Origin of the sequence: Geofilum rhodophaeum (genome assembly GCF_002210225.1) — a bacterium.
Taxonomy (GTDB): Bacteria; Bacteroidota; Bacteroidia; order Bacteroidales; family Marinilabiliaceae; genus Geofilum; species Geofilum rhodophaeum.
The window spans coordinates 238,462-253,547 of sequence record NZ_MWUJ01000002.1 but is presented as its reverse complement, the minus strand read 5'-3'; the positions used below and the strand labels follow the sequence as shown (position 1 = coordinate 253,547).

Genomic DNA, 15,086 nt, shown 5'->3' with positions numbered 1-15,086 from the left:
CTATGAACTTTAAACAAAGCTATATTATCCTGTTATTGGTGGCTTCGGCGCTGTTCTTCGGTGCCTGCAGCGATGAATATTTGGAGAATCTGAACACCGATCCCTCTAAGGCGGCCACCATTGACCCCAATGCGCAGCTGACTACCGCGCAGCTGCAGACCTACGGCGACCTGGGCATGGTAGAAATCTACCGCAACTACCACTACGCCTTTAGTCAGCACCTGATGGGCGCATGGAACACCACCAACTACGGTGGACGCCATACCATCGACAACAACGAAATGAGTCGTATATGGACCAGCTTCTACCCCAATGCCATCAAAAACCTTACCGATGGCATGGTACGGACTGCCGAAGACCCCGACAAAGTAAACATCCATTCGGCCCTGCGCATTTACCGGGTATATATGATGTCGTTGATTACCGACATTTATGGCGATGCTCCATACAGCGAAGCCGGACTGGGTTACCTCGACAGCAAATTCAATCCCCGCTACGACACCCAGGAAGAGATCTACATGGATTTCTTTAAGGAATTGGACGAAGCAGTTGCCGCCTTCGACAGCGGCAAAGACCAGATTACCGGCGACGTCATTTTTGACGGCAACCCGGGCCAATGGAAAAAACTGGCCAACTCATTGCGTCTGCGCTTTGCCATGCGCATCTCTGACGTGGCGCCTGAAAAAGCCCGGGAGGAGTTCGAAACCGCCCTCCAGGCCGACGGTGGCATCATGGAAACGGGAGCCGACGACGCCCTGATTGAGTACCTGTCCATCGCCTTCAGCTTTGGCCAGGAAGCCTATGCCGATTTCCGCGGCAACGCCCTCTCACAACTCCTCTTTGGCAATGACCCTGCAAACAATCCCAGTTACCTCTGTGCCACCTTTTTCAACCAGATGTACGAGAATGGCGACCCCAGAACCTTCAGAATTGCCCGTTGCTATTACGACGGCCTCATGAGTGCCACCAGTCCCACCAACCGCATCGACCTTACTCAGGAAATGCTGGACAAAGGCATTCCCTTTGAAGCCCGAGAACCAGGCGCTTACTCCTGGGAACCCTGGCCTCCCGGATACGAAAGCGACATCCTGAAAGAACTGGCCGAGAGCAATCCTTCCATTGATCCTTTTGCAACCCGCGAAACCGAGCCCAAGTTGGCCAACAACTTCCTGCGCGGCGACAACCCCGGTGTGGTAATGACCTCGGCCGAAGTCAAGTTTCTGCTGGCCGAAGCAGCCCTTAAGGAATGGACCGTAGGCGGCAGCACCGCAGAAGAACTCTATGCCCAGGGCGTTAGAGCCGCCATGGATTTTCTGACCGACAACTACGGTACCGAAGCGGTAAGCGAGGAGGAATTCGACAGCTACCTGGCCGCCAACGGCATTGGCCATACCTTTGAGAAAAAGAAGGAAGCCATCAATACCCAGGCCTGGATCCTGCATTTCACCAACCCTTCAGAAGCCTGGGCCAACCAGCGTCGTTCGGGCTATCCCCGACTGCTTTCCCCGGCCGAATACGGCTTTGAGCAATTCCTTACCGGAGGTTCGGAAATACCCGTACGCCTGAGCTATCCCGTACTGGAATCGTCGTACAACAAAAAGAGTTACGAAGAAGCGCTGGCCCGCATGGGCGGCTTCAACAGTTGGAATACCACCCTGTGGTGGGATGTTGCAAAATAACCAATGAAAAACACCAATAGTATGAAGAAACTAAAATATATGCTGCCGGCCTTTCTGGCCTTAAGTCTGAGCTTCACAGCCTGCACCAGCGAAGAAGACCCCTTGGAGACCATTACCGCAGAGGATGAGCCACGCATCCTGGACCCCATTTTTGCCAACGGCGAAAATGGACAACTGCCCCAGATTGCCGAGTTCAACCGCGATGCCAACCTCGCTATGGAACTGGTGGTTACGCCATCTACCCACAGTACTGTAAGCTGGTTCATAGACGGCTACGAAGTGCAGGAGGGTACCGAAATCGATCTCAACCTAAAAGCAGGCGACTATCATTTTAAAGTGTTGGTAACCACCGAGGCCGGTAAAAGCACTTTCCGCGAAGGAACGGTAAAGGTGAATCCCCTGCCCGAAGATCCCTGGGCCACAGAAAAAAGCTTCGAACGCTTTGTGGTACCCGGAACCAGCGCCCGTCTGTACGGCGACAACCTACAGCTGGTAAAAAGCATCGTGGTGGGCAATCAAACAGTCGGCAACCCCGCCTTTGTGGAAGATCCGGAAGGCAACTACCTTGAATACACCGTGCCCGCCGATTTGAGCGACGGCCAATACCGTGTGCTGCTGGTAGATGAAGGCGGCAACGACTACGGCGCCAACCAGGTGGTAGTCACCAGCTCGGCCCTCGTAACCGGAGGCGCCAGTCGCGCCAACCCCGGCTCAGAATGGCGCCTGACCGGACTCAACATGGACCAGATCGCATCGCTCACCATTGCCGGAGAAACCATCACCAGCTTCAGCGAGCAAAGCACCACCGAACTGGTGCTGACCAGTCCCGCCTTGGATGCCGGCACCTACACCCTCAGCGGTCAGACCAGCAACAACAACGAGCTGAAATTCTTCAGCAGCGGCAGTCTTGTTACCGAATTAACCGTAACCTTCAGCGCAGAAACGGTGCTCTTCGAAGGCCACCACTATGTGTCCTGGATTTTTGAAGACGGCAATCCCAACAAGACTTTCAACCTCATCGGCAAAGACGTCTTTGCCGGCATATCGGCAGGATCTACGCTGAGCATTCATTACTCCATAGAGCCGGCCGATGCCGACCGTCAGCTGCAGACCACCTCCGGATGGTGGACCATGCTGCCCGGCACCGAAGCCGTGATCATAAATGAAAACGGCGTGGTAGAGCTTACGCTTACTCAGGAAGCCCTGGATCTGATTCAGGCCGAAGACGGTTTCCTTTGCGTAGGCCACGGCTACTACGTTGACCGCATAACCCTGAACTAGGGGTTGTATTTGAACCATCAACACAATTTCACACCTAAAAAGGCCGGCGTGAGCCGGCCTTTTGCTTTTTCTGTATGGTAGTCCCTTTTTAGCGCTCAGCCCTCATAAGCCCGTCATGGCAGAAGGATCCACCCAGCGGTCAAAGTCCTCCCCCGAAACGAGCCCCAGCCCCAAGGCCGCCTCCTTAAGGGTGGTATTTTCGGCATGGGCCTTTTTCGCAATTTTGGCCGCATTCTCGTAGCCGATGTGCGTGTTGAGCGCAGTCACCAGCATCAGCGAATTGTTCAGATGTTCCGTAATACGGGCGTGGTTGGGCCTTATGCCCACCGCACAATTATCGTTAAAGGCCCTGCAGGCATCGCCCAACAGGCGGGCCGACTGCAAAAAGGCGTTGATCATAACCGGCTTAAACACATTCAGCTCAAAATGACCGTTGGCTCCGGCCATGGTAATGGTGGTATCGTTGCCCATTACCTGAACGCGCACCATCGTTAAAGCCTCCACCTGAGTGGGATTCACTTTGCCCGGCATAATGGAAGAGCCCGGCTCATTCTCCGGAATGTTGATCTCCCCAATGCCCGAACGGGGACCCGAGGCCAGCATACGCACATCGTTGGCCATTTTCATAAGACTCACTGCCAACTGCTTTATAATACCCGGCAAAACTGCCCGAAGGTCCAAAGCTCTTATCGGTTACGTAAGTCAACAAAATAATGGCGCCTCCCTCAAGCTGCGTTAAACCATAAACTTACAAAAAAATCATGGGCGACCAATAAAATGGCCACCCATGACAACCTAACCCCAAACCTTAAAATCAGTAGTTGATCCTATAACCGTTGAAGTAACGGTCTACTATAATTCTAAACCCGTTGTTGTCATAAAATTCCACATAAGAATTTATTAACCTGCCATTCTTCAAATGAAAAAGCATTTTAGTTTGACCGTTTTCGCTGTGATAATCTAAAAATGCACCTGTACCATCCTTCAGCTCATTATACTTGTCAACTACAGTCCGCGTCTGGTAATCAATATATGGAAAAATCCTATCCCCATTTTTTTTATAATAAAACATAACCCCATCCAATTGCCCCTCATGGTAATTCAGCTGGCGCACTTTGGCTGTTCTCTTCCCATCCACAAACAGGTCCTTCGTCCATAGCCCCTCCTTTCTTCCATCCAAAACCTTCCCATACGAACAACCGTACACCGTTTCCATACTGTCCTCGGTGGTCAAATACATATAAACAATCGCACTTAGCAAGGAGGAATCCGGGCCAATATACAAGCCCTCACCATTCACGTCTAAAGCTGCTCCAGAATTTAAATCAACAAATGAATAGTCCGGTATATGATAGACAGGTAAGCCAATATTGCTTTGTTCCAGCTTCTTATTTTGTGCCAATCTCACTAAAGATTTCCCGGTCGAGCAGGCCATAAACAGCAACCCACAGCCAACAGCAAGAACAGCCTTATACAAAGTCTTTACCATAATCATTATAGATTTATACAAACTCCATTTCTAAAGATGTAGGAGACAACTACATTACCATCCTTATCGTACACATTCCACCTGCCCTCTCTGCGCCCATTTACAAGCCTGCCACACACCTTAAGTTGGTATGGTGGAAAGTTGTAAAAATCAACATACATGCCCGTACCCTTTTCAAAAGTTGATGTTGGTGCAAAAGGATTCCCATGCATTTCCTGATGGGGAATCACCTCACGATCAGCACCAAAAACGAAGTAATCACCATGCAATTGACCATTTTTATAATTCATCTTTTTTGTAATCACCATCGAGCCCTGGGCAGTATTGCTTCGTTCGATCCATTCCCCATCCTTATAGCCATTCTTAAAACTACCAGATAATACTCCGTGGCTCCAATCTGAGACACTATCGCACGCCATCCTCCTTGCAAAACGAATACCCAAATGTCCGGAATAATGGGTGGAGTCAGGCCCCAAAAAAGCACCCGAGTCATCAAAACAAAACGCAATACCCCAAACCTCATCAAACAATTTATCATCATCAACACGAATATCTTTCGAATCTAATTCAAGGCACAAAAACCGGTGCAAGGCAGAATCAGATAAAACACTCTTATCATTCTGGCTGTGAATACGAGACCCTATCATCAAAACCAGTATTATGGAAATTAGTCGAATCATACATTTGTTTTATTAATAACCCAAAATTGCATTTTGCATAGTCGCCCATTGCCATTTGAAAAAATCTATGCCGCCTCCAGCCGTGTAATCCATAAAATTTGAACTGGTTTTGAAATTATCAAATGCCATAGCATTACCAGCTATTTTATGGGAGTAACAACTTATAGCTCCGATCGAATCAGCGATCTGCGAATTTAATTTCTCAATACTCTCAATTACTTTCTGAGTTTTTAAAGGATTCGTTCCAGAACTAACTATCGCCAATTGCTTTTTATTGTGCTCAATTGCTGAAAAACAACGGTTCATAAATTCCTCCTTCGCCTTTATGCCCTCTTCAATACTATTTACAGCAGCACTGTCAACAAAGGAATGCAGACAGCCCATCACATGTCCCAACTCATGAACGTATGTCGACGGGGCATCCAAACCGGCAGCATAAATTAGGCAGGACCTACTTCCAACATCTAATAAACTCGACTCCCCTCCTACGGTTCCACTCATAGCTACACGTTGTAGCGCAGAATAAAAAACAATTAGACTTTTCCCTCCCTGTTGATTCTTACTCCCTGAAGTGTTCTCGTAGACATTCTGATATTTGGCTAACAGATCCTTATGCAAACCTTTCGCAAACAAATTGTCACTGATCTCATACCCACGTATCTTTCCTTCATTTGCCAAGGTGGTCCCATCCAACTCAATGACATAATTGCCCGGGTCGATGTCCACATCAATAAGTGCCTGATTAAATGCCCGGGTTTTAATGAAATTGGGGACATCGTGATTTGTGAGCACATTATCCAGATAGGCTTCCTCGCTGTCGTATTCCTTATCGACAAAGGCTCCATTCACCAGTTCGTTTTCTTTAAGGTATTTTTGTCCAGGATATACCACCACCTTTACAAAACGGAGGTTGATCTTGGGCACAACACTGTTTTTAAGAACATTAAGCTTGCCCACCACTTGATTGTCCGTGTCAATGGTAACATCAAGCTTTGCATCGGCTGCCAGGATGCCCCTGCACGATACATTAACTTCAAACTCCTGCTTATCTCTCAAGGCAGAGATCTCGATTTCAGCCGGTGAAAAAGCCAGGGCACAATTCTTGGGCAAAATGATCTTCCCGCTTTCCTTCTTCTTTATTTTCACCGCTTCATCCAGCTCCACTTTCAAAATAAGATCGGCTGCAGCATTTGGCATCAAAGTCAACCACGGCACAAAATAGTCCTCTCCCAGAATCTGACAAGGCGTGTACTCGTCTTTCAAGGCCTGAAGCTTGGATTGATCGGCCAACTTCGTCTCATAATAGTCTCTGAACCAATCGAAGCCATACTCTCCCTTATAATCGGGGTGGCGCTGAAAATGAACCTTCAGTTTTGGTGTCGAAGGGATCTCTTTTAACTCGATGGACTTTTCTCCTACGCCTTCTATTGTCGTTTTAATAAGCATGATGATGGGTTAAGGGTTTATTGCGGGTCAATTACTTCCAGGGTTATGCGCTCAATGTTTTGCTTAATCTCGTAGGCACTCAGTGTATCGTCAACCAAAACCTGGCCATCGTATTTATAATCGTGCTGCTTATCGTTCAAATTTATGCTGATGGTTTTACCTACACAGCCCGTGGTTTTCATCACCACGTCGATTGTCATACCAGTTTCGACTTCAGTAATCCGGTTGTTTTGCTGATCAACCACATAGAGCTCATTATAAGCGATATGCTCTACAAGCGGAGCTTGTTGAGCCACTTTGCTTTCTGAGCCGGTCTTGCTGACCTTCCAGGATTTTTCATGCCCTACACCCCGGTTGCGGGTAATGGCCGGGGACAAACGCAGGTTTATTTGCATGGGGCGCTCTCCAAACTGCATCCGCTCACTCAGGCCCACACAATAACAATCGGCAAACTCTATTTTCAGTCCCGAATCATTATCGCCACGGTACAGTTCAATGCGACCCTCCTTCCTATGCCCCATCAACAACCACTCCCAAAAGAACTCGTCTTCGGCCGAGGCATTAAAATTCAGATGCAGTAAGCCGCCTGCCACTTGAGTGCCTATTGGTAAATCAATGCGCTCAAGGGGATGCACCAAATCCTGATACAAACGCGGATTGGAAAAGAAGTCCACCTGCTGCCTGGCCACATCAGAAAATGGATCGGCCGCGCTTTCAAAACTCAGGTCATGGGGTTCAACCGGAATAAAATACTCGTAATACAAGTGATTGAGCCACCGCTCCTGGGCACCAATAAAAAGTTTCGCTGTCATTAAGATTAAGGTTAAATAGCCATGCAATTTAAGTATTTACCAGCAATAAAAAACACTGCTAATTACTAAAAATCAACTTTTTACGCTGCCATAAATAATTATACTGATAAGTCGATGCGCATCCTGTTTTGTAAAACCTTAAGTGTTAAAGCAGTATTCCCCTAGAAAATTCGCATACCAATTTTAGATGTCCTCATAGAAAGGTGAACAATTAAACAAAGCCTGAGCATCCTTGTTAGGGATGAACAGGAAGCTGCCAAAAGGCTGCCGTTAAACTAATGGAATAAAAAATGATAGCATGGAAAATAAAATGAAGGTAGAGATTTGGAGCGATGTGATGTGTCCCTATTGTTACATCGGAAAGCGAAGGATGGAAAAAGCCCTGGAGGGCTTTGTCGATCGCGACAAAGTGGAGCTTGTTTGGAAGAGCTATCAACTGCAGCCCCAGCTGCCGGACGACTACAATAAAAGCACCTACGAAATGGTGGCCGCACGCTACAACATTTCACTGGAAGAAGCCAAAGAAAAGCACCGCAATGTAACCCAACTGGCCAAGGAATATGGTCTGGACTACGACTTTGAAAAGGCCAAACCAGCCAACACCTTCAAGGCCCATCAGTTGCTACACTTTGCCAAAGAGAAAGGAAAGCAGCATGAAGCAGAAGAACTCCTGTTCCGTGCCTACTTGTGCGAAGGCAAAAACGTAAACGATGTGGAAACCCTTCTGGAACTGAGTCGGGCCATGGATTTAGATCCTGTCGCGTTTAAAGCTGCCCTGGAAAAAGGCACTTACCAAAGTAAGGTGCAGGCCGACCTGGAAGAAGCCAAACAAGTGGGTGTAAAAGGCGTGCCCTTCTTCGTATTCAACAGAAAACTGGCCGTATTTGGGGGCCAGGACCCCGAGAAGTTTGTGGAGATACTTCAAACCACGCTGGCCGAATGGCAAAAGGAAAACAATCCACTCCAAATGGACATCATCGAAGGGGCAGCCTGCACCCCCGATGGGGATTGCAGCTGAGGCTGCTAATCCCCTACATGCCACCCATACAGGTCAGGCATTGCAAGGCATAAAGATCGTACTCCTCAAAGGCCGGCCCCGGTCGGCCGTTGAGGGTTATGATGCGGTCGCTGCGCAGGGCCACTTCCTCATCCAGCACCACAAAATGTGCAAAACCATCGGGACGCACCAAGTCCGTTAAGTGCCCAGAAGCATCGGCCACCGTCCCATCGGCATTAAAATAGTTGATTTTGCAGGACTGTCCCAGCAATTTTTCTAAGTTCCCATAATAATCGGGATCAAAGGGAACAAAGCCCTTCGTGTCGTGTATCCACTTCATATCCACCTCCTTTTCAGATCGTAGCCAACAGCTCAAAGATACAACAGTCCGCCATTAAGGACAACGACATCCGCAATAAAAACTTGTCCTTTTTTAACAAAGTACTTACTTTTGTCCCTATCCACTTACCAAGAATTGCAACCATGTACAAGCCCTGGATACAATAAGCAGCACAAAACCGCTGGAAACTTCACTCAAATGGTGACTCGCAGCACCATCCAATTTTTGTTGTATCAACGCTTCAAATCCTATTCATGGAAAACAAAAAATGGCTGCAGACCTACCTCTACATCTGGGTCGGACAATTCCTGTCGATGCTCTCGAGCTATGCCCGTAGCCATTATGTTTCCCCTAATGACCATTGAACACTACCTTGGCGGAAAGTGGGAAATGGGGCTGGTAGAAGTCATCTGGGGTGTTGGAATGCTCCTGAGCGGCGGCGCCCTGGGTCTCTTTAAACTGCGCTCCTCAAAGGTGGTACTCATCAACGCCATGTCCCTGCTTATGGGCCTCACCTTCATTGTCAGCGGCATACTGAGTCCCCGGCAATTTCTTGGGTTTGTGGTTGCCACCGGCATCGGCGGCATAGCCATGGCCATCTTTGCCGCCTGCTTCAACACCATCCTGCAAATCGAAGTCGCACCCGAAAAACTCGGTCGCGTTTTCTCCCTCTATTACAGTCTTGCCATTCTCCCCAGCACCATTGGGCTGCTGTTTGCGGGACTCATTGCCGAGAAGATAGGCATCACCAACACCTTCATCATTTCGGGTATCCTGGTGATGCTCACCGGCCTCCTATTCTTTGGCACCCCGGCGCTCATGCGCCTGGGGCAGCACCCGGTCCAGGCCGGCCCCGATCTTAATTAAAAACCAAAACACAGAAAAAATGAAGCTAAACGACATCCAGCAACTCGCAGCAAAACACGGCTTGCAGCTCAGCGACCAAATGCACTTTAACGAAATGGGCATCATTTTTAAGTTGGTTTTGCCACCGACACCAGCGGTCGGCAATGGCTACTGCGCATTCCCAGACGGACCGATATGGGGCCCCAAATCAACAGCGAAAAAGCCATTTTAGAGCTGGTAAGCAAGCACCTGAGCGTGCAGGTACCCAAGTGGCAAATTGCCACACCCGAAGACATACGCAGCGAAATTGCCAACCGCCTGCAACTCGTCAAATCCGAATTGGGCATGGGCGAGGAACTGGAAAAGCGCTACAAAAAATGGCTCGACAAGGACCCCCTTTGGCCCGATTTCAGCAAATTTGTCCACGGCGATTTGTATGCGGGACATGTGCTTACCCAGCCCAACAGCACCGTCAGCGGCATCATAGACTGGACCACCGCCCACATGAGCGACATCGCCCTCGATTTTGCAGGCCACCTCAATATCTTTGGCGAAAACAGCCTCCAGGTCCTCATCGACGAATACTAGAAGTTGGGCGGAATCACCTGGGACCACCTCTTTGAACAAAGCGTGGAACGCGCTGCCGCCGCTCCCCTGACCTACGGCTTTTTTGCGATAGAAACCCAGGACGAAAGGCACATCCAGGGAGCCAGGGCACAATTAGGGGGCTAGCCCCCTAATTTAAAAACCTAGCGCCCCGTCATTGCCGAAGGATCTACCCAGCGGTCAAAATCCTCCGCCGAAACGAGCCCCAGCGCCAAAGCCGCCTCCTTCAGTGTGGTGTTTTCGGCATGGGCCTTTTTCGCAATTTTGGCCGCATTCTCGTAGCCGATGTGTGTGTTGAGCGCAGTAACCAGCATCAGCGAATTGTTCAGATGCTCCGAAATACGCGCAAGGTTGGGCGTAATGCCCACCGCACAACTATCGTTAAAGGCCCTGCAGGCATCGCCCAACAGGCGGACCGACTGCAAAAAGGCATGGATCATAACCGGCTTAAAAACATTCAGCTCAAAATGACCGTTGGCCCCGGCCATGGTAATGGTGGTATCGTTGCCCATCACCTGCACACACACCATGGTTAAAGCCTCCACCTGAGTGGGATTAACCTTGCCCGGCATTATGGACGAACCCGGCTCATTCTCCGGAATGTTGATCTCCCCAATACCCGACCGCGGTCCCGATGCCAGCATACGCACATCGTTGGCCATCTTCATCAGACTCACCGCCAACTGCTTTAAGGCACCGTGACTCTCAACAATGGCATCGTGCGCCGCCAGGGCCTCAAACTTGTTCTGCGCCGAAACAAAGGGATGGCCGGTAAGTTCCGCAATTTTTGCCGCCACCTTTTCAGCATAACCCTTGGGCGTGTTGAGACCGGTACCCACCGCCGTTCCCCCCAGAGCCAGCTCCGAAAGGTGCGGAAGCGTGTTTTTCAGCGCCCGCAAGCCGTGCTCCAGTTGCGCCACATAGCCCGAAAACTCTTGACCAAGGGCAAAGGAGTCGCATCCATCCAGTGGGTACGCCCAATTTTAACCACCTCCATCATCTCCTCCGACTTCCTTTGCAGGGTTTCTTTAAGCAGAGAAACCGAAGGAAGCACGTGCTCCACCACCATTTTGTAAGCCGCAATATGCATGGCGGTAGGAAAAGTATCGTTCGACGATTGCGACTTGTTGACATCGTCGTTGGGATGAATCAGCGGACTGCCCTCGCCCAGCTTGTTGCCCGCCAGAACGTGGGCACGATTCGAAATCACCTCATTGCAATTCATATTCGATTGCGTTCCCGACCCCGTCTGCCACACCACCAAGGGGAACTGGTCGTCCAGTTCCCCGGCTATAATCTCATCTGCAGCCCGACTTATCAACTCCGCCTTCTCCTTAGGCAGTACCCCCAATTCCATATTGGTCAATGCCGCCGCCTTCTTCAGGTAACCAAAGGCCCGGACAATTTCGAGCGGCATAGATCCCGCCGGTCCAATAGGGAAATTAAGTATGGAACGCTGCGTCTGTGCGCCCCAATACTTATCGGCAGGTACCTTTACCCCGCCCATGGTGTCCTTCTCACTTCTGTACTGCATCTTACTTCATATTAAATTTGTGCTGTTCAAACCTGCTTTAGCCCAGGGCCAGCTTTTCATTCCGGATGGTCAAATTCAGCAGCTCACTCAATCGGGCCAACTCCTCCTCGGCATCCTCCCTGTTCTTATACTTGCAAATGGTTTTCCCCTTGCGGCTTTTCTCACCGTCGTAAATATTCACCCGCCAATCGGGATCCGTAACACTAATGGTTCGGTTGCTCAAACTGTGTACCTGGTAAGCCATGCGGGCATGGCTCAAGCCCAACTGCATCTTGCGATGCACGTACTGCCACTTCCCGACCTTAATAAAGCCCCACAAATTATTGGTAAAGCGAATGCGAAAAAACCGCCCGAAGGTCCAAAGCTCTTATCGGTTACGTAAGTTAAAAGCATAGTGGCGAAACTCTAAAGACTATACTCAGGCCAAATTACAATAAAAATCATGGGCGACCAATAAATCAGTCGCCCATTAGAAAACCGTCCAACCCATTAAATCAATCCCTGGTCCTACGCAATGCCAATACCACAATCAGCACAGCCACAGCATCTTGTTTTGTTTAACAATAGTGTTTTCACAAATTACGAAAACAAGCCCACAAAAACCAGGTGCTTGGTCCTTATTTATATTTCCAGTTAGGGGGTGTTTTCATTTTTTTACAGGCTGACATTAATCCCAAATATCCACTGCTTGGTTGCTGCGTTATAATTATCATCATAACCATAAGTATCCCAAGTGGTATTAAGAGATATATCGGGGTCTGCTCCTTGATAATCGGTCATTGTGAACAAGTTTTTACCGGTAATGTATAACGAAAGATTGCTCAAGTGTAGTTTTGAAATAATCTTTTCAGGTATCTGGTATCTAAGTGTTATGGTTTTCAAACAAAAGAATGAACCATCTTCGACAAAACGAGTGGAGCCAAGCCAGTTGTAGCCATACTTATATAATGCCCTTGGAATATGGGTTTGATCGCCCTCATTTCGCCACCTGTAATTAACAGCTGTTGTTTGATTATTGTATGTGTACATATTTTCTAAATCCATGCGCGCTCTATTAACGATGTCGTTACCGTATCGAAAGTTGAAAAAGACACCCAACCACCAGCCTTTATATTGAAGTGACGTGCCTCCTGTTCCGGTTATTTTGGGTCGCGCATTTCCAATCTGTTGGATGTCATTTTCATCGATATTACCATCATGGTTTATATCTTCGTAAATGGCATCCCCACCCAAAAATTGATATTCTATGACGCCCTTAGCAAAGATCATTGGTGCAGGGTTACCATTGGAATCGAGTATTATATTCCCATCAGAATCTCTTGCAACCGGGGCATTTTCCTGAGTTCCTTCTATATAATCGTTGTATTGATAAACACCATTGTAATTAAACCCGTATATTTTGTCGTATTCACCGCGTTTTAAATAGTTTCCATTGGTGTAGGTGTAATAAAAACCATCATTTAAATCGTAATTGGCTTCAGTTATTTGAAGGGTGTTTTTGTGCAGGTGGCCAAAAACAGCAATCTTAAAATCTTCCTGGTCAATTAATGCAATCTTGGTATTAAGTTCCCATCCTTTGTTTAAGATGTTATGTTTAAAGAAATAGTGCGAATCTATGACCTGGTTTTTTAATTCTCGTTCGAAGTAATTTACATTAAAGGAGAACTTGTTTAATAGCTGCAGATGGGACTTAAAACAGACATCCTGTTGTTTCTCATCAAATGCATCTGATATTGGAATGTTATGATTGTTGATTGATGCGGCTATTGAAAGATAATCAATAAAGTCCAGTGGTTTAAAAAAAGATTCATTTGAGATAGCCCATTTAGCATTGAGTGCGTAACCCTTCCCGAAATAAGTTGACTCATATTTGCTAATATAATTAATTGATTTAGAGGCCTCTGTATAAACCCCGACGTTAACAAAACACCTGTTTAATGCAGAATAATTGACACTTCCGGTTATGTTTTGGTTTTTTAATTCGTTATGATTATTGGAGCCATATTTATAATTGCCTTCATAATTAACAGCTTCATAGTCCGTTTCAGATTTCCGAGTATTTATTGAGTGGGTAGCTGAAAGCATTAATTGGTTTGAATTGTTTTGTATTAAATAATAATTTATTGCATTTGTAAGGTATAGTGTATTGGTCTTGTATAAATAGGTTGCATACTCACCGATTCCATTATAACTTGAACGGTATGCATAATTCATAGGAAGATCATGTAATCCTAAATCATATTGTTTTTTTATGATAGAAGTTGCCAGCTTGTATTTGAGCCCATTTATCGGGGTTAATTCTAAGTTGAATGTTGGATTTAGTATTTTATTAATATCATTTTGAGATGAAATATTAGCATAATGTACGGGATTGGTATAGTTACCATCGTAAACTAAAGCTTCTATTGTTGGAACATAATATTCAGAAGTGAATGTCCCGTTTGCTTCAGAATCGTAGATCGACATATTGGGCATCTTTTTCAATGCACCTTCATATAAATCTAAACTACTATATGTATTGTAACTATTTGCTTGAATATTGCTATAATTGATGTTGAAATTTGCTGTAAGCATTTCTATTGGTTGATAGCTCAAATTCAAGTGAATAGAATATTCTTCATTTGAAGTCCACCTCATTGTTCCTTTTCCTTTGCTATATCCGGCAGCTAATTGGTAGCCCAGTTTATTGGTTTGACCGGAAAGGGATAAATAGTGCTCCTGGTTGAAACCAGATTGAGTAATGGCGTTCTGCCAATTGGTATTGTTGTTGAAATTTTCATATTCTGACCAGGTGGGATCATACAATAATGCCCGATTATATATTGTGTGTTCATTTCGTCGGGGATTAAATAACGCCTCCATCATAAACACTGGATAATTATCACCACTGAGCATTTCGTAACTTTTAGGTTGTTTGCTAAACGTATTTGAATAGCTGTAATTAACATGAAGTTTATTTGAAGAGTGATTTTTAGTTATAATAGATAAGACTCCATTCCGGGCATCGGAACCATAAAGCAGGGTACCGGGACTGTAATCCAACAACTCAACAGCTTCAATACTTTCTAAAGGAATGTGGGCCAGTTGTGCAATGTCGTTTAAATCAGCAGTTGTGTAATCGAGTTCATCTGTTGTCCGATCGGGATATGGGATGCCGTCGATAACGATTAATATACTAGATATAGTATTGAGTTTGGAAGTACCGATAAGTTGGGAGGATAGTCCAAAGTAGTAATTTTCAGAACTGCTTACACACTTATTTATCAAGGGTATAGAGTCGTTAATATTAAAAAGAATGACATCCTGTGCACTTACTTTAAAAAGGCATAACACTGAGGTTAATAGAATTAGGGTAGTTAGGTTTAAAATTTTCATC

12 protein-coding genes and 3 pseudogenes are annotated in these 15,086 nt (G+C 46.8%); 5 read left to right on the top strand and 10 right to left on the bottom strand.

Annotated features, from left to right (window positions below; translation table 11 throughout):
• Positions 1–2: 2 nt before the first annotated feature.
• Positions 3–1,679: a SusD/RagB family nutrient-binding outer membrane lipoprotein gene (locus B4W65_RS03490; protein ID WP_088653730.1), complete on the top strand. Its 1,677-nt coding sequence runs from the start codon at positions 3–5 to the stop codon at positions 1,677–1,679.
• A 21-nt stretch (positions 1,680–1,700) separates the two neighbouring features.
• On the top strand, positions 1,701–2,960 hold the full coding sequence (locus B4W65_RS03485) for a hypothetical protein (protein ID WP_088653729.1): 1,260 nt from the start codon (positions 1,701–1,703) through the stop codon (positions 2,958–2,960).
• Positions 2,961–3,062: 102 nt separating this feature from the next.
• Here the strand turns inward: B4W65_RS03485 and B4W65_RS03480 are convergent, their stop codons facing one another.
• The 5 genes from B4W65_RS03480 to tssD form a co-directional block, all read right to left on the bottom strand.
• Positions 3,063–3,623: a lyase family protein gene (locus B4W65_RS03480; protein WP_262487797.1), complete on the bottom strand. Its 561-nt coding sequence runs from the start codon at positions 3,621–3,623 to the stop codon at positions 3,063–3,065.
• Positions 3,624–3,774: 151 nt separating this feature from the next.
• Positions 3,775–4,449, bottom strand: a complete 675-nt coding sequence (locus B4W65_RS03475; RefSeq protein ID WP_146697698.1) for a hypothetical protein — start codon at positions 4,447–4,449, stop codon at positions 3,775–3,777.
• Positions 4,450–4,454: 5 nt separating this feature from the next.
• A complete protein-coding gene (locus tag B4W65_RS03470; protein WP_088653726.1) occupies positions 4,455–5,129 on the bottom strand; it encodes a toxin-antitoxin system YwqK family antitoxin in 675 nt (224 codons plus the stop codon).
• 12 nt (positions 5,130–5,141) lie between these two features.
• Positions 5,142–6,575: a hypothetical protein gene (locus tag B4W65_RS03465; protein ID WP_088653725.1), complete on the bottom strand. Its 1,434-nt coding sequence runs from the start codon at positions 6,573–6,575 to the stop codon at positions 5,142–5,144.
• A gap of 17 nt (positions 6,576–6,592) precedes the next feature.
• Positions 6,593–7,387, bottom strand: a complete 795-nt coding sequence (tssD, locus tag B4W65_RS03460) for a type VI secretion system tube protein TssD (RefSeq protein ID WP_088653724.1) — start codon at positions 7,385–7,387, stop codon at positions 6,593–6,595.
• A 298-nt stretch (positions 7,388–7,685) separates the two neighbouring features.
• Between tssD and B4W65_RS03455 the strand changes: the two genes are divergently transcribed.
• Positions 7,686–8,405, top strand: coding sequence for a DsbA family oxidoreductase (locus B4W65_RS03455; protein WP_205741207.1), 720 nt, complete (start codon positions 7,686–7,688; stop codon positions 8,403–8,405).
• Between the two features lie 13 nt (positions 8,406–8,418).
• Here B4W65_RS03455 and B4W65_RS03450 read toward each other — a convergent pair whose 3' ends face one another.
• On the bottom strand, positions 8,419–8,724 hold the full coding sequence (locus B4W65_RS03450) for a hypothetical protein (RefSeq protein WP_088653723.1): 306 nt from the start codon (positions 8,722–8,724) through the stop codon (positions 8,419–8,421).
• A gap of 327 nt (positions 8,725–9,051) precedes the next feature.
• Here B4W65_RS03450 and B4W65_RS03445 point away from each other — a divergent pair.
• Together B4W65_RS03445 and B4W65_RS17695 are read left to right on the top strand one after the other, a co-directional pair.
• Positions 9,052–9,591: pseudogene (locus B4W65_RS03445) on the top strand (MFS transporter); the annotation flags it as partial.
• Positions 9,592–9,610: 19 nt separating this feature from the next.
• Positions 9,611–10,302, top strand: a pseudogene (locus B4W65_RS17695) (phosphotransferase).
• 17 nt (positions 10,303–10,319) lie between these two features.
• On the opposite strand, the gene B4W65_RS17555 reads toward B4W65_RS17695, so the two are convergent.
• The 4 genes and pseudogenes from B4W65_RS17555 to B4W65_RS03425 form a co-directional block, all read right to left on the bottom strand.
• Positions 10,320–10,490: a hypothetical protein gene (locus tag B4W65_RS17555; RefSeq protein WP_240509472.1), complete on the bottom strand. Its 171-nt coding sequence runs from the start codon at positions 10,488–10,490 to the stop codon at positions 10,320–10,322.
• 252 nt (positions 10,491–10,742) lie between these two features.
• A pseudogene (locus tag B4W65_RS03435) lies at positions 10,743–11,683 on the bottom strand (class II fumarate hydratase); the annotation flags it as partial.
• A 64-nt stretch (positions 11,684–11,747) separates the two neighbouring features.
• Positions 11,748–11,993, bottom strand: coding sequence for a hypothetical protein (locus B4W65_RS03430; protein WP_158522764.1), 246 nt, complete (start codon positions 11,991–11,993; stop codon positions 11,748–11,750).
• Positions 11,994–12,364: 371 nt separating this feature from the next.
• Positions 12,365–15,085, bottom strand: a complete 2,721-nt coding sequence (locus B4W65_RS03425; protein WP_146697697.1) for a TonB-dependent receptor plug domain-containing protein — start codon at positions 15,083–15,085, stop codon at positions 12,365–12,367.
• Position 15,086: the final 1 nt, after the last annotated feature.